Source organism: Paraburkholderia piptadeniae, from assembly GCF_900007165.1.
Classification (GTDB): domain Bacteria; phylum Pseudomonadota; class Gammaproteobacteria; order Burkholderiales; family Burkholderiaceae; genus Paraburkholderia; species Paraburkholderia piptadeniae.
The window spans coordinates 198,734-215,279 of the sequence record NZ_CYGY02000035.1 but is presented as its reverse complement, the minus strand read 5'-3'; the positions used below and the strand labels follow the sequence as shown (position 1 = coordinate 215,279).

Annotated in this window: 17 protein-coding genes and 1 tRNA gene; 11 read left to right on the top strand and 7 right to left on the bottom strand. The window is 64.7% G+C overall.

The features are described from left to right. Window positions 1-52: 52 nt before the first annotated feature. Window positions 53-125 (top strand) — tRNA-His (locus BN2476_RS19905). 145 nt (window positions 126-270) lie between these two features. Here the strand turns inward: BN2476_RS19905 and BN2476_RS19900 are convergent. Beyond that, window positions 271-483, bottom strand: a complete 213-nt coding sequence (locus tag BN2476_RS19900) for a DUF3820 family protein (RefSeq protein ID WP_087735861.1) — start codon at window positions 481-483, stop codon at window positions 271-273. A 43-nt stretch (window positions 484-526) separates the two neighbouring features. Beyond that, window positions 527-1,969 carry an MFS transporter gene (locus BN2476_RS19895; RefSeq protein ID WP_087735860.1) on the bottom strand — a complete coding sequence of 481 codons (1,443 nt, stop codon included), beginning with the start codon at window positions 1,967-1,969 and terminating at the stop codon, window positions 527-529. A gap of 156 nt (window positions 1,970-2,125) precedes the next feature. Between BN2476_RS19895 and BN2476_RS19890 the strand changes: the two genes are divergently transcribed. The 3 genes from BN2476_RS19890 (at window position 2,126) to BN2476_RS19880 (ending at window position 5,348) form a co-directional block, all read left to right on the top strand. Next, entirely contained in the window at window positions 2,126-3,178 is a 1,053-nt protein-coding gene (locus tag BN2476_RS19890) for an NADP(H)-dependent aldo-keto reductase (protein WP_087735859.1), read from the top strand. A 392-nt stretch (window positions 3,179-3,570) separates the two neighbouring features. Then, entirely contained in the window at window positions 3,571-4,629 is a 1,059-nt protein-coding gene (locus tag BN2476_RS19885) for a permease (protein ID WP_087735974.1), read from the top strand. Between the two features lie 296 nt (window positions 4,630-4,925). Further along, window positions 4,926-5,348, top strand: a complete 423-nt coding sequence (locus BN2476_RS19880; RefSeq protein ID WP_087735858.1) for a hypothetical protein — start codon at window positions 4,926-4,928, stop codon at window positions 5,346-5,348. A 58-nt stretch (window positions 5,349-5,406) separates the two neighbouring features. Here the strand turns inward: BN2476_RS19880 and BN2476_RS19875 are convergent, their stop codons facing one another. Together BN2476_RS19875 and nodI are read right to left on the bottom strand one after the other, a co-directional pair. Further along, complete coding sequence (locus BN2476_RS19875; protein ID WP_087735857.1) at window positions 5,407-6,234, bottom strand: ABC transporter permease; 828 nt, start codon at window positions 6,232-6,234, stop codon at window positions 5,407-5,409. 50 nt (window positions 6,235-6,284) lie between these two features. Then, entirely contained in the window at window positions 6,285-7,199 is a 915-nt protein-coding gene (gene nodI / locus BN2476_RS19870; protein WP_087735856.1) for a nodulation factor ABC transporter ATP-binding protein NodI, read from the bottom strand. A gap of 261 nt (window positions 7,200-7,460) precedes the next feature. Here nodI and BN2476_RS19865 point away from each other — a divergent pair, with 261 nt between their 5' ends. Further along, window positions 7,461-7,925, top strand: a complete 465-nt coding sequence (locus tag BN2476_RS19865; protein ID WP_087735855.1) for a universal stress protein — start codon at window positions 7,461-7,463, stop codon at window positions 7,923-7,925. A gap of 34 nt (window positions 7,926-7,959) precedes the next feature. Here BN2476_RS19865 and BN2476_RS19860 read toward each other — a convergent pair whose 3' ends face one another. From BN2476_RS19860 to lexA, 3 genes are all read right to left on the bottom strand, one after another. Continuing rightward, on the bottom strand, window positions 7,960-8,619 hold the full coding sequence (locus tag BN2476_RS19860; protein WP_087735854.1) for a DUF2939 domain-containing protein: 660 nt from the start codon (window positions 8,617-8,619) through the stop codon (window positions 7,960-7,962). A 198-nt stretch (window positions 8,620-8,817) separates the two neighbouring features. After that, entirely contained in the window at window positions 8,818-9,174 is a 357-nt protein-coding gene (locus BN2476_RS19855; protein WP_087735853.1) for a hypothetical protein, read from the bottom strand. Window positions 9,175-9,201: 27 nt separating this feature from the next. Beyond that, entirely contained in the window at window positions 9,202-9,852 is a 651-nt protein-coding gene (gene lexA / locus BN2476_RS19850) for a transcriptional repressor LexA (protein WP_087735852.1), read from the bottom strand. Window positions 9,853-10,205: 353 nt separating this feature from the next. Here lexA and BN2476_RS19845 point away from each other — a divergent pair, with 353 nt between their 5' ends. The 6 genes from BN2476_RS19845 (at window position 10,206) to BN2476_RS19820 (ending at window position 16,514) form a co-directional block, all read left to right on the top strand. Beyond that, window positions 10,206-11,297 (top strand): sulfate ABC transporter substrate-binding protein, encoded by a 1,092-nt coding sequence (locus BN2476_RS19845; RefSeq protein WP_268957917.1) that lies wholly within the window; start codon window positions 10,206-10,208, stop codon window positions 11,295-11,297. Between the two features lie 163 nt (window positions 11,298-11,460). After that, the gene (cysT, locus tag BN2476_RS19840) at window positions 11,461-12,363 is read left to right on the top strand and encodes a sulfate ABC transporter permease subunit CysT (RefSeq protein ID WP_087735851.1); all 903 of its coding nucleotides are present in this window, start codon (window positions 11,461-11,463) and stop codon (window positions 12,361-12,363) included. Next, entirely contained in the window at window positions 12,360-13,331 is a 972-nt protein-coding gene (gene cysW / locus BN2476_RS19835) for a sulfate ABC transporter permease subunit CysW (RefSeq protein ID WP_087735850.1), read from the top strand. Before cysT ends, cysW begins: the two co-directional genes overlap by 4 nt. 15 nt (window positions 13,332-13,346) lie before the next feature. Then, the gene (locus BN2476_RS19830; protein WP_087735849.1) at window positions 13,347-14,405 is read left to right on the top strand and encodes a sulfate/molybdate ABC transporter ATP-binding protein; all 1,059 of its coding nucleotides are present in this window, start codon (window positions 13,347-13,349) and stop codon (window positions 14,403-14,405) included. A 67-nt stretch (window positions 14,406-14,472) separates the two neighbouring features. Further along, entirely contained in the window at window positions 14,473-15,399 is a 927-nt protein-coding gene (locus tag BN2476_RS19825; RefSeq protein WP_087735848.1) for a CysB family HTH-type transcriptional regulator, read from the top strand. 47 nt (window positions 15,400-15,446) lie between these two features. Further along, window positions 15,447-16,514, top strand: a complete 1,068-nt coding sequence (locus BN2476_RS19820; protein WP_087735847.1) for an asparaginase — start codon at window positions 15,447-15,449, stop codon at window positions 16,512-16,514. Window positions 16,515-16,546: the final 32 nt, after the last annotated feature.

The window sequence follows — 16,546 nt, the reverse complement described above, 5'->3', positions numbered from 1 at the left end:
GGTGATCTGCTATATTCGTTCTGACGACCGGTTAGCCATGTCCAACAATGGCGGGGCTGCGCGGGAAATTGACGACTGGATTGTGATTCCTGTCGTCGTGGGTTCGAGTCCCATCAGCCACCCCAAAGAATTCAGCGGCATCGAGAAACGGCACGGCGAAAATCGCGGTGCCGTTTTTGTTTTGGGGGCCATGTTTTCGGGGCCCGTCGCATTCGATGCAGGGCGTCGAACTTGAACCATAGCGCGACGTCACACACGGCACAAAGCCGTTCACTTCTTCCTCAACGGCTCCAGCAAGCTCTTCAAGCCGTTGTGATCGATTTCATGCATCAACGCGAGCAGCCGCCCGATCTCGCCGGGCGGAAATCCTTCGCGCGCGAACCAGTTGAGGTAGTGCCCCGGCAAATCGGCGATCACGCGCCCTTTGTACTTGCCATACGGCATCACACGCGTCACAAGCAACTCGAACTGTTCGACATTCATCGCCAAATCGCATTCAAACAAAGACAAGGACAAAGCACACCGCTTACGTCCGCTTCCGCCGATACCCGCTCACATGCGCGCCCGCATCGCGCTCGAGACCGAACACATCGAAAATCGCGAGCAGCCCGACGACGGCCACCAGCAGGAACGCGACGCTGAAATCGGCCGTCGTCACCGACCGCGTACCGTGTCCATGCAGCCACGCGGCGAGCCGCATCGCGATCGCGCCGAGCGCGACACCCATGCCCATCGTCATCTGCGAGAGCGTGCTCGATAGCGTCGACGCGCCGCTCATCTGCGGCTTCGGCACATCGGCGAAGCTGAGCGTATTGACGGCCGTGAATTGTAGCGAGCGCGACAGGCCGCTCGCGAACAGCACGATACCCGTCAGCACGAGAGGCGTCGAGGCCGTCAGCAGACTCATCGCCGCAATGCTCAGCGCCGCGAGCGCGCCATTGACGAGCAGCACCGTTCGAAAACCGAAGCGCCGCATCACGGGTGTCGTCACGAGCTTCATCGACAGATTGCCCGCGAACACCACGAGCGTCAGCAGGCCCGACTGGAACGCGTTCATTCCGAAGCCCAACTGGAACATCAGCGGCAGCAGAAACGGCACCGCGCTGATCGATACGCGAAAGAGCGAACCGCCGCCCATCGCGACGGCGAACGTCTTCACGCGAAACGCCGACAGATCGACGACGGGATGAGGACTGCGGCGCAGATGAAGCAGCGCGGCCGCGCCCGACGCGAGGCCGCCCGCGAGAAACGCGAGCGCTTCGCGCCACGGCGCGTCCGAGCGGCCGAGCAGTTCCATCGCGTACATGACGGCCGTGCCCGCGATGCCGCACAGCACGAAGCCGGCGCTGTCGAACGGGCGCTTCTGCGTGTCGCGCGCCGCGCCGATGAAGCGCCACGCGAGCACGATGCCGACGATGCCGAGCGGCAGATTCAGAAAGAAGATCCAGCGCCACGACGAGTAAGTCGTGATGAAGCCGCCGAGCGGCGGTCCGATGACGGGCGCGACGAGCCCCGGCCACGTGATGATCGAAATCGCGCGCATCAGGTCGTCTTTGGACGTCGCGCGCAAAACGGCGAGGCGTCCGACGGGCACCATCATCGCTCCGCCGATGCCCTGCACGATGCGCGCCGCCGTGAATTCGACGAGCCCGTTGGTCATCCCGCACGCGACGGACGCCGCCGTGAACACCGCGAGCGCGGCCGTGAACACGTTGCGCACGCCGAAGCGGTCGGCGGCCCAGCCGCTGATCGGGATGAACACGGCAAGCGTCAGCAGATACGACGTGATGCCGATCGACAGATCGACGGCATGCACGCCGAACGAGCGCGCCATTTGCGGCAACGCGGTGGCGATGATCGTGCCGTCGAGGTTCTCCATGAAGAACGCCGCGGCCACGAGCGTGACGATCAGCGACTGCCGGCTATCCGCACGGCCGGATCGCGCAGTCGGCGTATCTGACATCGACATGACACTCCGAAGGTTGTAAGCGCATCGAAACCGGCCGCATCGGCGGCCAACCGACATTCTAGCCACGCACGCGTTTTGCGCGGACGTGGTAATTTCGCGCCTTGCCGTTTTGTCACTCGACAAGACCAGGAACATCAGAAAGAGGGGAACAGTTCGATGGAATATCGCAGACTCGGCGATACGGATGTGCAGGTCAGCCTGATCGGTCTCGGCACGATGACGTGGGGCGAGCAGAACACGGAACGCGACGCGCACGCGCAGATCGACTATGCGCTCGACCAGGGCATCACGCTGATCGACACCGCCGAAATGTACCCCGTGCCGCCGCGCGCTGAAACGCAGGGCTCGACGGAGCGCTACATCGGCACATGGCTCGCGCAGCATCGCAGCGCGCGCGACAGGATCGTGCTCGCGACGAAGATCGCCGGCCCCGCGCGCCAGCCGCACAATCCGCGTCACATTCGCGGCGAGGGCAACCAGTTCGATCGCAAGAATCTCACCGAGGCGCTGCACGACAGCCTCAAGCGCCTGCAGACGGACTACGTCGACCTGTATCAGCTGCACTGGCCCGATCGCAGCACGATGACGTTCGGCCGCCCCGCGTATCCGTGGATCGACGATGCGTACACCGTGCCCATCGAAGAGACGCTTTCCGTGCTCGCCGACTTCGTGAAGGAAGGGAAGGTGCGTCATGTCGGCGTGTCGAACGAAACGCCGTGGGGCGTCGCGCAGTTCCTGCGCGCGTCGGAGAAGCTCGGCTTGCCGCGCATCGTGTCGATCCAGAATCCGTATAGCCTGCTGAACCGCACGTTCGAAGCGGGGCTCTCGGAGTTCTCGCATCGCGAGCATGTCGGTCTGCTTGCGTATTCGCCGCTCGCGTTCGGCTGGCTGTCGGGCAAGTACGAAGGCGGCGCGCGTCCGGCGGGCGCGCGCATCTCGCTGTTCGAGCGCTTCCAGCGCTACAGCAAGCCGCAGGCCATCCAGGCGACGTCGCGTTACGTCGAACTGGCGAAGCGCCACGACCTGACGCCCGCGCAGTTCGCGCTCGCGTTCGTCAACAGCCGGCCGTTCGTCACAAGCAACCTGATCGGCGCGACCTCGCTCGATCAGCTGAAGGAGAACGTCGCAAGCATCGACGTGAAGCTGTCGCCGGAAGCGCTCGCCGAGATCGACGCGCTGCACGAACTGCAGCCGAATCCCGCGCCCTAAGCGTGTTTCGTGTGGTGCGCCGCGGCAAGCATGCCGCGGCGCGCTGATCGAGCGACCGTATGGCAAGACCCAAACGCAACGCTCGCAGGCAAGACTTCCCGGCAAGACACGCGCGGCGGCACATCGCCGTGCAAACTCGCGTACGATAGCGGGCTTACACATTTTCAAGCGCTTTCAAGCGCCTTCGGGACCCCGGCCGTCACAGCGGCCGCCGCGTCCGACCTCCGTTCGACAGCCACTTGCGCGCTCCGAGTGACGTGCGCGACGCCACGCACCCATTCCTGTGCATGGGCCGCGCGCGGCATACAATGCACGATGCTGACCTTGCATGCGCCGAACGGACGGGCACCGGCGCGACATTCAAGCGAAATCCAAGCGAACCGACCACGACGATGAATACCTCGCGCTCCACCACTTCGATCGCCGCCTCGACCTGGCCGATTTTCGTGCTGCTCGCCATTGCCGGGCTTTCCTACGTCAAATGGTTTCCGTATTACAACCGCGCGTTCACCGCGGCTTCGACGCATTCGATCGGCGCGTCGATCCTGATGGGCAGCGCGGCGAGCCCGCCCGCGCCGTCGTGGAGCGCCGCGCTCGGCTACGCGCTCGCGTACGGCAAGGCGATCTGGCAAGCGATGGTGCTCGGCCTGCTGCTCGGCTCGGCCGTACAGGCGCTGTTGCCCGCGCACTGGGTCGCGCGGCTGCTCGGCAAGACGGGGTTCGGCAGCGTCGCGGCAGGCGGCTTGCTCTCGTTGCCCGGCATGATGTGCACGTGCTGCGCGGCGCCCGTCGTCGCCGGATTGCGCGAGCGGCAGGCATCGCCGGGCGGCGCGATCGCCTTCTGGCTCGGCAATTCGGTGCTGAATCCGGCGACGCTCGTCTTCATGGGCTTCGTGCTCGGCTGGCAGTGGGCAGGGCTGCGCATCGTGCTCGGCGCCGCGATGGTGTTCGGGCTCGGCTATCTGGTGAACCGCCTCGTCACGCCGACCGAAGCGCAAGTGGCCGACGCGCGCCTCATCGAGCTCGTCGACGAGCAGCGCTCGGGCAGTCCGTTCGTCCGCTGGGTCACGATCTTCGCGCGGATGGCCGTGCGCCTCGTGCCGGAATACATCGTGCTCGTCCTGCTGCTGGGCGCGGCGCGTGCGTGGTTGTTCCCGCATGTCAGCCCGGAGATCGGCAACGACTTGGTGTGGATCGTCGCGCTGGCCGTCGCCGGCATGCTGTTCGTGATACCGACGGCGGGCGAAGTGCCCATCATTCAGGCGATGCTGTCGCTCGGCATGGGCGTCGGCCCCGCCGGCGCGCTGCTGATGACGCTCCCGCCCGTCAGCGTGCCGTCGCTGGCGATGCTCGCGCGCTCGTTCCGTCCGCGCGTGCTGACGATCGTGGCCGTTTCGGTGGTCGGGTTCGGTATCGTCGGCGGGCTGCTGGCCGTGGCGTTGCGGTTCTGACGAATCGCTTGCCATCAAACCCGGCTTCGCAGTGTCGAATCTCGACCTAAACTGGGGAAACAGGCGCGAGCTGGCACACGGCCTGCTGCACGGTAAGGCGCGTACCGCGCTGCGAGTGGTACGATGGCGCCCCTTGAAGCTGCCTAGCATGCCAATGCGCGTCAACGCGCGGCGACGGCGTGATAGTCGCGTGTCGATCGTGTGGCAAATCGAATGGCAAGTCGCGCCGCAGTGTAGCGCGGTAGCGCCCCAGCAACGCGGTGAACAACCGCCAATCAGTCAATCCAGGACATCGCATGGCCCAACAAAAGACCAATCCGAAGCTCGAGCAGGCGCTGACGCGCGGGGATCTCGCCATCCGTCAGGCCAACTCGGCGCGCGCGACGGCAGTGCTGCGTGCACTGGGCAAGATGATCATCGACGCATCGGCGACGATCGGCGTCGAGGCGCACACGTCGATTCCCGACGGCGACCGTATTTACGATCCCGTCGAGGGCCTGTGGCCGCAGGCGTTGCTGGTCTCGCTCGATGGCCCCGTCGAAGAAGCCGACCCCGAAGAATTGCGCACGATCCGCTTGCGCTCCGACGATCCGGGCACGATGTTTCGCGTTGAGTGGCATCGCGCGGACGGCAAGATCGGACGTCAGGAAGGCGGCCCGTTCGCGACCGTCGAGTTCATCTCCGACGTCGACGTGCCGTGGTCGGACGACGAGGAGTGATCTGATTCGTTCCGCCCGAGGGCGCCGCGTGTGGGTGAACCGCCTGCGCGCGGCGCCCTCAGCGCATCATCCGCCGGCGGAACAGCACCGCCGACACGCAGAACGGCACCACCACATACGCGGCCAGCACGGCCACATGCAATGCGGCATCGTCGAGCGGACGGGCGAGCATCGCCGACCGGATCAGATCCACGGCATGCGCGAGCGGCAGCAGTTGCGCCGCCAGTTGCGCGGCGGGCGGCAACTGCGAGAGCGGGAAGAACACGCCCGACAGCAGCAGCATCGGCGTCAACACCAGCGTCTGATAAAACATGAAGAAATCGTACGACGGCGCGAGCGCTGTCACGATCATCGCGGTGCTGGCGAACGCGAGACCCGCGAGCACGATGACGGGCAGCGCGAACAGCATCGACGGAAAGCTCGCGTAACCGAGCGCGCCCGCCACCAGCATGATCGCGACGCCGGACAGCACGGCTTTGCTGCCGGCCCAGACGATCTCGCCGAGCACGATGTCGCCGAGCGTGAGCGGTGTGTGCATGATCGCCTCCCACGTGCGCTGCACGTGCATCCGCGAAAAGCCCGAATACATCGACTCGAAGCTCGCCGACATCATCACGCTCGACGGGACCGTGCCCGCCGCGAGAAACGCGATGTACGACACGCCGTCGACATGCCCGACCATCAGCCCGAGCCCGAAGCCGAGCCCGAACAGGTAGATCATCGGATCGGCGAGGTTGCCGAACATCGACGCGAGCGCGAGCTTGCGCCACACCAGATAGTTGCGCCGCCACACGGCGATCCAGTTGACGGCGTTCGCCGGCAGCGCGGGGAAGCGCTCGCGCATCGGCTCGGTATGTCCGGGGGTGTCGTAGGTGCGTGCGTCCATTGTCGTGGTGTCGCCTGGTTGTGCGTTACGTTGCGATCGTGGCGTGAGCGTCAGTCTTGCATCTCGCGGCCGGTGAGACGCAAAAACACGTCTTCGAGATTCGCCGGCCGGTGCAGGTAACGCAGCCCCGCGCGCTGCTTCAGCCGCGCGTGAACCGGCTGCGGATCGTCGACATAGCAGAAGAGCGTCTCGCCGCTGATTTCCGTGCGCACCGAGAACGGCGCCAGTTCGTCGCGCAGCGCGATGGGATCGGGGCCATACACCTCGATCACGTCGCAGCCTATTTCGGAAGCAATCAGTTCATTCGGCGCACCTTCCGCAATCTTGCGTCCTTCTTCGATCACGCATAGCCGGTGACACAGACGCTCCGCTTCTTCCATGAAGTGCGTCGTAAGCAGAATCGTCTTGCCGCGTCCGAGCAGCGAGCGCAGCCGTTCCCAGATCAGATGACGCGCTTGCGGATCGAGGCCCGTGGTCGGCTCGTCCATGATGAGCACGTCGGGATCATTGATGAGCGCGCGAGCGAGCGTGAGACGCCGCTTCATGCCGCCCGAAAGTTCGCCGACGCGCGCATCCGCCTTGCTCTCCAGCCGCGCGAATTCGAGCAGCGACGGCACCATCTGGCGGCACTTCGCGGCGGACAGACCGAAGTAACGGCCGAAGACGAGCAGGTTTTCGCGGACTGTGAAGTCGGGATCGAGATTGTCGAATTGCGGCACGACGCCGACGCGTGCGCGCGCGAAACGCGAGCGGCCTGGAATCGGTTCGCCACATAGCCGGATCGTGCCGGCGTCGGGCGCGGCGATGCCGAGCAGCATGCGCAGCGTCGTCGTCTTGCCTGCGCCATTGGGACCCAGCAGTCCGAAACATTCGCCGGCGCGTACGTGAAACGACAAGCCGTCGACGACGGCTTTGCCGCCATAACGCTTCTCGACGCGATGAAACTCGATTGCAGCTTCAGACATACGAAGACGGATGCTCCATGAATGTGCGCGACGGCCGCACGATGTGGTGCAAGGCGCAAGCCGGCTGCCTATTTTAGGGCATCGGGCTCGACGCGTTTGGCGCGTGGATGCGCATCGCTTGCGGATCGTGCGCGATCTTGCGGTGCGTCATGCCCGACTGCGTGCTGCCGCGCACTTAGCGTTTTCCATCCCTTGCATGTCGAATTGCGGCGCACCATGATGCAAGAGAGACCGCGATGGTCGCGGAAGGGGGGAAGCGAAATGGCGAGCTACAAGAAGATTCTGCTGTGCTACGACGGCTCGCGTGAAGGCCGCAAGGCGCTGCGTTGCGGCGCGGATCTGGCGCTCGATCTGAACGCGGAAACGCACTTGCTGTCGGTCGTCGACATGCGTTCGAGCATTGCGCAAAGCGCAGGCCTGCTGACGGATGTCGCATGCGGCAGCTTCGAGAAGACGGCACGCGAGATATTGCAGGAAGGTGTCGACTGGCTCACACAGCGCGGCGTGCGGGCGACGGGGCATTTCGCGTTCGGTCATCCCATCGACGAAATCGCATCGCTCGCCGACGAGTTGCATGTCGACCTCGTCGTCGTCGGGCATCGCTGCCGTACGGGGCTGTCGCGCTGGTGGATGGGCGCGGGCAACACGCCGCTGCTCGATCGCGTGTCGTGCAGCATTCTTGTCGCGTGCTCGTCGCCTGCCGAAGAGGCGCAAGCGGCAGCCTGAAGCGCCGCTCGTGATTCGGTTGAATGGATGCGCGTCAGCCGTTCAGATCGACGGCTGACAGCTTCCAGTTGAAGAGTCCCTGGCGACGTAAGATCGCGGAATAGCGCGTATCGCCGACGCCATGCCGATACGTGACGACGAACTCGTTGATACCGCGATAGCCTGCGCTGGTTTCCGGCGGCTGAGGCGGGGGCGCGCCGTTGGCTGCATTGTTGGCCGCGCTATTTGCTGTGTTCGAACCCGGCGCGGGATGCTGCGCTGAATTGTCGGGCGGCGCGGCGGACGGCGCACCATGTGGCGGGGGCGGGCGCTCGCCCGGCTCGCCGCGCGGCGGCATGCCGTTGAGCAATGCCGCGACGCCATCGGGTGTCGCATACGCATCGACGAGTGGACCGATCAACGCCACGCCGATCATCGCGCCGATTGCGGCAAGCGGATTGCCGTTGTGCCGCACATCGAGCCGGCGCGTCAGCAGTCCCGTCACCTGCAGCTTCAGGCTTTCACGCAGCGCCGGATAATCGACATACTCGTTGACCGTTTCGACATCGCGCGCATCGGCGGCACGTTTGAGCCGATCGAGCGCGATATACGGCGACGCGTACGCGAAGCCCAACGCGACGACGATGACGATCACGATCAGCGTGATCAGCAGCGGCCGGCTTACCCGGCCGTTCATGCGTACCAGACCTGCCATTGTGCGGGACTCTCCGTTTTCAGTGTCGATCTGATGTGGACCCGATCGACGTCAAAACGATCCCGCAAAGTTGAACGTTCGACCGCGTGTTCTGCGGCTTTAACCTTCTACACGCAGCGCATGCATCGCGATTGAGAGTTCGCAATGGTCACACACCAGCTAGCGACTACGCGACGACGACAACGTCACTTGCGCGCATCAAGCCGCTTGCCTCGCCAGACGATCGTCTTCCTCGGCAATCGCGCTATCGATCATCTGGCACACGGCTTCCATCGTGCCCACCATGATCGTGCGCGACGGACCGTGATAGACCCGCACCGGCGCGCGCCGCGCGGGCTCCGCATTGAGCGCGGAGTTCAGCGACACGCGTGCGAACGCCGGTTGCGCGGACGGCAGCGGCTGAGTTTCTTCATCGAACAGCGATGCCGTGCGGCCCTTGATGCTGGATGCGGCATTCGACGCCAACGCGGCGAGCGGCGCGCAAGGGACGAGGCTGCGCAGATGACGCAGACGGCCGAACTGGCGAAAAGGCAGCAAGCGGGCAAGACGGTCCATGAGTCTCTCCAGACAGTGTTCAGATAATTAGAATTCCGTCGGCCGGATCAGCCCGACCGCGATGCCTTCCAGCGCAAATTCCGCGCTACCGGCCTGAACAAAAATATTTTCGTAATCGGGGTTCTCGGCGATCAATTCGATGCCGTTCGGACGGCGCTTGAGGCGCTTCACGGTCACGTCGTCGCCCAGCCGCGCGACGATGATCTGGCCGTCTTTCGCTTCGCTCTTTTTCTGCACCGCGAGCAGGTCGCCGTCGAAGATGCCTGCGTCGCGCATCGACAGGCCGCGCACTTTCAGCAGGTAATCGGGCTTGCTCGAAAAGAGCGCCGGGTCGCAGGTGAAGGTCTGCGAAATATGTTCTTGCGCGAGGATCGGGCTACCCGCCGCGACACGGCCGATTAGCGGCAGCGACAACTGCATGATGCTCGCGTGCGGCAGCGTGAATTGATGCGGCGAGTCGTCCGAGCCCGCGATGAGCCGGATGCCGCGCGACGCGCCTGCCGCCAGTTCGATCACGCCTTTGCGCGCCAATGCCCTCAGATGTTCTTCCGCCGAGTTGGCAGAGCTGAAGCCGAGTTCTGCCGCGATTTCGGCGCGGGTGGGCGGAAAGCCCGTGCGCTCGATGGCGCGGCGGATCAGATCGAAAACCTGCTGCTGTCGTGCGGTGAGTTTGGTCATAGCGCCACTGTATGGATAGACAGGTGACTGTATTTTTATACAGTATTCGGCGCATTTCAAGCTTTACTTTAAGTTCGTCGCGGCGGATGACGTGTGAACGCCGAAAACCGGAGTTGTGGCAACGCACCTCGCGTCGCGGCGAACGGCGAGCAGTTCTTTACCACGTTTGCATATTAAAAAATGAAGAAACATTATTTTTAATGATGAAAGCCCTTCGATAGACTGGCTTCCACTGATGCAACAGCATCGCAGAAGCCGCGCCAAAGCCGCTTCCAGCTTGCGAAGCGGCGAATTTCGGCAGACAGCGGAAGCGCCGGACGAGCGAAATCAAACCAACAAGACGGAGAAGGTCGATGGACAATCGGAATACGGGGTTCGCGAATGCGGTGACGACGGTGCAGGTGCTGCGCGCGACGCTGCACGTGGAGAAAGGCGGCGGCGCGAAGCGGTTCATCGCGGCGCTCGCGCTGGGTGTGGCGTCGGCTGTCGGCATGATCTCGCAGGCGCAGGCTGACACGACGCTGCTGAACGTGTCGTACGACCCGTCCCGCGAGCTGTATCAGGACGTCAATCAGGCGTTCGGCAAGGAATGGAAAGCGAAGACGGGCGAATCGGTCACGTTCAAGCAGTCGCACGGCGGCTCGGGCGCGCAGGCGCGCTCGGTGCTCGACGGCCTGCAGGCTGACGTCGTCACGCTGGCGCTCGCCTACGACATCGACGCGCTCGCCGCCAAGGGCATCGTCGACAAAAACTGGCAGAAGCGTCTGCCCGACAACGCGTCGCCGTACACGTCGACGATCGTGTTTCTCGTGCGCAAGGGCAACCCGAAGCACATCAAGGACTGGGACGATCTCGTGAAGCCGGGCGTGTCGATTGTGACGCCGAATCCGAAGACTTCGGGCGGCGCGCGCTGGAACTATCTGGCCGCGTGGGCGTATGCGGCGCATCAGCCGGGCGGCAACGACCAGAAGGCGAAGGACTTTGTGTCGAAGCTGTACAGGAATGCCGGCGTGCTCGATTCCGGCGCGCGCGGCGCGACGACGAGCTTCGTGCAGCGTGGCATCGGCGATGTGCTGATCGCCTGGGAAAACGAAGCGTTCCTGTCGGTCAAGGAATTCGGCACGGACAAGTTCGAGATCGTCGTGCCGTCGGCGAGCATTCTGGCTGAGCCGCCCGTGGCCGTGGTCGACAAGGTGGTCGACAGGCACGGCACGCGCAAGCTCGCGGAAGCGTATCTGAACTTCCTGTATAGCGACGAAGGCCAGGAGATCGCAGCGAAGAATTTCTACCGTCCGCGCTCGAACAAGGTGCCCGCCGCGCTGACCGCGAAGTTTCCGAAGCTGAAGCTGTACACGGTGGACGACTCGTTTGGCGGCTGGGCGAATGCGCAGAAGACGCACTTTGCCGACGGCGGCGTGTTCGATTCGATTTACCAGCCGCAATGACGTAGCGCGCATTCACGTCGCGTAGCGATGTTGGAACGGGGCGTGCCCGCGAGGCGCGCTTTCGACCGCGTTTCGGCCGCTTTTCGGCATCACGCGGGCAATGAGCAACGAGATGCACGGGCTATCCACCCGCCGCGACGCACAACCCTGAAGGGCATGGAGCATGACGACGTTTAACTTGCGCAAGCCGGGCGCGATTCCTGGCTTTGGCGTGACGCTCGGTATCACGGTGGCGTATCTGAGCCTCGTGGTACTGATTCCACTGGCGGCTACTTTCCTCAAGACAGCGACGCTCGACTGGAGCCATTTCGTGCGCGCCGTCACGTCGCCGCGCGTGCTCGCGTCGTACCGGCTGACGTTTTTCGCGGCGCTCGGCGGCGCGCTGATCAACGCGCTGTTCGGCTTTCTCGTCGCGTGGGTGCTGGTGCGCTACCCGTTTCCGTTGAAGCGGATCGTCGATGCCGTCGTCGATCTACCTTTCGCGCTGCCGACCTCCGTCGCCGGCATTTCGCTCGCGGCGATCTATTCGGGCAACGGCTGGATCGGCCAGTTTCTCGAGCCGCTCGGCATCAAGATCGCGTTCACGCCTGCCGGCGTGCTCGTTGCGCTGACGTTCATCGGCTTGCCGTTCGTCGTGCGCACCGTGCAACCCGTGCTCGAAGAGTTCGAGCGCGAGCAGGAAGAGGCGGCCGCGTGCCTGGGCGCATCGCGCTGGCTGACGTTCCGGCGCGTCGTGTTGCCCGCCGTGTTTCCCGCGATGCTGACGGGCTTCGCACTGGCGTTCGCGCGCGCGCTCGGCGAATACGGCTCGGTGATCTTCATCGCGGGCAACGTGCCGATGAAATCGGAGATCACGTCGCTGCTGATCATCACGAAGCTCGAACAATATGACTACGCAGGCGCGACGGCGCTCGCCGTCGTGATGCTGGTGGTGTCGTTCGTGATGCTGCTGCTGATCAACACGCTGCAATGGTATCTGCAGCGGCGCACGAGCCGCGCGCGCACGGCGCCTTCCGTGCCGGGCGCTGCGACGCATGCCGCCGCGCTGACGGGAGGTGCGCAATGAGCCGGAATTCCGCGGTGATTTCGCGCGCGGCCGTGGGCAACGCGAATGCCGCGCGCCGTCCCGATCCGGTGACGGAGCCGCGCGCCGTGCGATGGCTGCTGACGGGCATCGCGCTGCTGTTTCTCGCGCTCTTTCTCGTGCTGCCGCTCGTCGCCGTGTTCTATCAGGCGCTCGCCAAAGGCGTCGCGTTCTATTTCGAATCGCTCGCCGATCCCGATGCCGTGTCCGCGATCAGGCTCACGCTGCTGACGGCCGCGATCGCCGTGCCGCTCAATCTCGCGTTCGGTCTCGCGGCGTCGTGGTGCATCGCGAAGTTCGAGTTTCGCGGCAAGACGCTGCTGACCACGCTGATCGATTTGCCGTTCTCGGTGTCGCCCGTGATCTCCGGCCTGATCTACGTGCTGATGTTCGGCGCGCAAGGCTGGTTCGGCCCGTGGCTTGCGAATCACGACGTGCAGATCATCTTCGCCGTGCCGGGCATCGTGCTCGCGACGATCTTCGTCACGTTTCCGTTCGTCGCGCGCGAGCTGATTCCGTTGATGCAGGCGCAAGGCAACGACGAGGAAGAGGCGGCGCATGTGCTCGGCGCGTCGGGCTGGCAGATGTTCCGGCGCGTCACGCTGCCGAACGTCAAATGGGGCCTGCTGTATGGCGTGATCCTGTGCAACGCGCGGGCGATGGGCGAGTTCGGCGCGGTGTCGGTGGTGTCCGGGCACATTCGCGGACAGACGGACACGATGCCGCTGCACGTCGAGATTCTCTACAACGAATACAACTTTTCGGCGGCGTTTGCCGTGGCGTCGCTGCTCGCATTGCTCGCGCTCGTGACGCTCGGACTCAAGCTGCTCGCCGGGCGTCATCTGTCGGCGGAACTGTCGAGCGCGCGCGACGCGCCCGCGCAGGCCGGTCCCGTTCAGTCCTCCAGCGCGGCGGCGCCGCACGCGCGGGCGGCACATTCGGTTCAGTAAGGAGAGTGGTCGAAGATGGGCATCACCGTACGCAATCTGCAAAAACGCTTTGGCGACTTCACCGCGCTCGACAACGTCTCGCTCGATTTTCCGCCGGGCGAACTCGTCGCGCTGCTGGGACCCTCGGGCTGCGGCAAGACCACGCTGCTGCGCGTGATCGCGGGCCTCGAATACGCGGATGCGGGCGAGGTCATGCTGCAAGGCCAGGACGTCGCGGAAGTGGGCGCGCGCGAGCGCAACGTCGGTTTTGTGTTCCAGCACTACGCGCTGTTCCGTCATATGACGGTGTTCGAGAACGTCGCATTCGGCTTGCGCGTGAAGCAGCGCAAGGAGCGTCCTTCGGAAGCCGCGATTCGCGAGAAGGTGCACGAGCTGCTGAAGCTCGTGCAGCTCGACTGGCTCGCGCAACGCTATCCGTCGGAGCTGTCGGGCGGGCAACGGCAGCGGATTGCACTGGCGCGCGCGCTGGCCGTCGAGCCGAAAGTGCTGTTGCTCGACGAACCGTTCGGCGCGCTCGATGCAAAGGTGCGCAAGGAACTGCGCAGTTGGCTGCGACGTCTGCACGACGATCTGCATATCTCGACGATCTTCGTCACGCATGACCAGGAGGAAGCGCTCGAAGTCGCGGACTGCATCGTCGTGCTGAATCACGGACACGTCGAGCAGGTCGGCAGCCCGCAAGACGTGTACGATCATCCGCAGACGTCGTTCGTCTACGAGTTTCTCGGCGCGGCGAACCGGCTGCATGGCAGCGTCGACGGCAAGGGCTTCGTCGTCGATGGCGCCGCGCAGCCGATTGCGATCGACGCGCATTTTCAGGGGCCGGCCTTCGCGTATGTGCGTCCGCACGATCTCGCGCTGTATCCGCAGTCGGCGGGGCATCGCGAGGGCATCGTCGTCGGCGTGCGGCGCGTGGTGACGCTGGGCGGCTCGGTGCGCGTCGAGCTCGAAGCGCGCGAAGGCCATGTGCTCGAAGCGGAACTCGATCGCGAAGCATGGCGCGGCCTGCAACTGGCCGTCGGCGATGGCGCGACGGCCGTGCCGCGCGCGTTGCGCGTGTTTCCCGCGCAGTGATTTGCGCATTTGTTTCCCATGATGCAGCTAACAACACATTGACTCTGGCCGAACCGGACACTTCAACATGAATTTCCAGCAATTGCGTTTCGTGCGCGAAGCCGTGCGGCAGAACATGAACCTGACGGAAGTGGCGAATGTGCTGTACACGTCGCAGTCGGGCGTATCGAAGCAGATCAAGGACCTCGAAGACGAACTGGGCGTCGACATCTTCATCCGGCGCGGCAAGCGCCTGACGGGCCTCACGGAACCCGGCAAGGCCGTGCATCAGCTGATCGAGCGGATGCTGCTCGATGCGGAGAACCTGCGCCGCGTCGCGCGTCAATACGCGGACCAGGACAATGGCCATCTCGTCGTCGCGACGACGCACACGCAGGCCCGCTACGCGCTGCCGAAAGTGGTGCGCCAGTTCACCGAGGTCTATCCGAAGGTGCACCTCGCGCTGCGCCAGGGCAGTCCGCAGCAGATCGCGCAGATGATCATCAACGGCGAAGCGGACATCGGCATTTCGACGGAAGCGCTCGACCGTTATCCCGACATCCTGACGTTCCCGTGCTATTCGTGGCATCACGTCGTGGTCGTGCCGAAGGATCACCCGCTCGTGGGCCGCGAGAACCTGACACTCGAAGAGATCGCGGAGTACCCCATCGTCACGTATGACCAGGACTTCACGGGCCGCTCGCATATCGACCAGGCGTTCGCGAAGGCGGGCGCGCTGCCCGACGTCGTGCTGACGGCCATCGACGCCGACGTGATCAAGACCTACGTCGAGCTCGGCATGGGCATCGGCATCGTCGCGGCGATGGCGTTCGATCCGAAGCGCGACATCGAGCTCGTCGCGCTCGACACGCAGCATCTGTTCGAGGCGAGCACGACGCGTGTCGGCTTGCGCAAGGGCGCTTTCCTGCGCGGCTACGCGTATCGTCTGATCGAGATGTTTGCGCCGCAACTGCACGAAGCGGACATCGCGAGCCAGCTGCGCGAAGCGGCATAGGCGTTGCAGGCGTCGCGAGCCTCACACGAACGCTCGCGTTTTCATCGATGGCGGCAGCGGGCGCATCGCTTACAATCGCCGCCATGAATACTTCCACGACTACCTCTACATCGTCCGCGCTGCCGCGCATCGCCGTGCTCGCCACGGGCGGCACGATCGCGGGCGCGGCGCCCGATGCGACCAATACGTCGGGCTATCAGGCGGGCGTCGTCGGCGTCGGGCAACTGCTTGCGGCCGTGCCGTCGCTGGCGACGGTGGCGAACGTGCAGGCCGAGCAGGTCGCGAGCGTCGACAGCAAGGACATGGCGCTCGCGCTGTGGACGAAGCTCGCGCAGCGCGTCGACGAACTGCTGGCCTCCTCCGGGATCGACGGCGTCGTCATCACGCACGGCACCGACACGCTCGAAGAAACCGCGTATCTGCTGCACCTCACCGTGAAGAGCGACAAGCCCGTCGTGGTGACGGCGGCGATGCGGCCGTCGTCGGCGTTGTCGGCCGATGGTCCGCTGAATCTGCTCAATGCGGTGACGGTCGCGGGCAGCGCGCATGCCAAAGGGCAGGGCGTGCTCGTTGCGTTCAACAACCGCATCCATAGCGCGCGCGATGTCGTGAAGACCAGCACCTATGCCGTCGATGCCTTTCACTCGCCGGAAATCGGCGCGCTCGGCTGGGTGCAGGACGGACGCGTCGAGTTTCAGCGTGCCGTCGTGCGGCCGCATACGACGGCGACGCCCTTCGCGATCGCATCGACCGGCGCGCAATGGCCCGTCGTCGAAGTGGTGACGAGCTATGCGGGCGCGTCGCGCATCGCCGTCGATGCGCTCGTGGCCGCGGGCGTGAAGGGCATCGTCGTGGCGGGCACGGGCAACGGCTCGATCCACGCGACCGTGCAGACGGCGCTCGCCGAGGCCGCGGCAAAGGGCGTGGCGATCGTGCGCTCGTCGCGCGTCGGCTCGGGGCACGTGATGCGCAACGGCGCCGCGTCCGACGATACGCTCGGTTTCGTGACGGCGGGCGCGCTCAATCCGTACAAGGCGCGCGTGCTGCTGATGCTCGCGCTGGCGGCGGGACACGCGACGCCCGTTGCATTGCAGCAGGTGTTCGACACTTACTGAACTCCATTTCCCGCAGGGGCATCGCAGGGAGT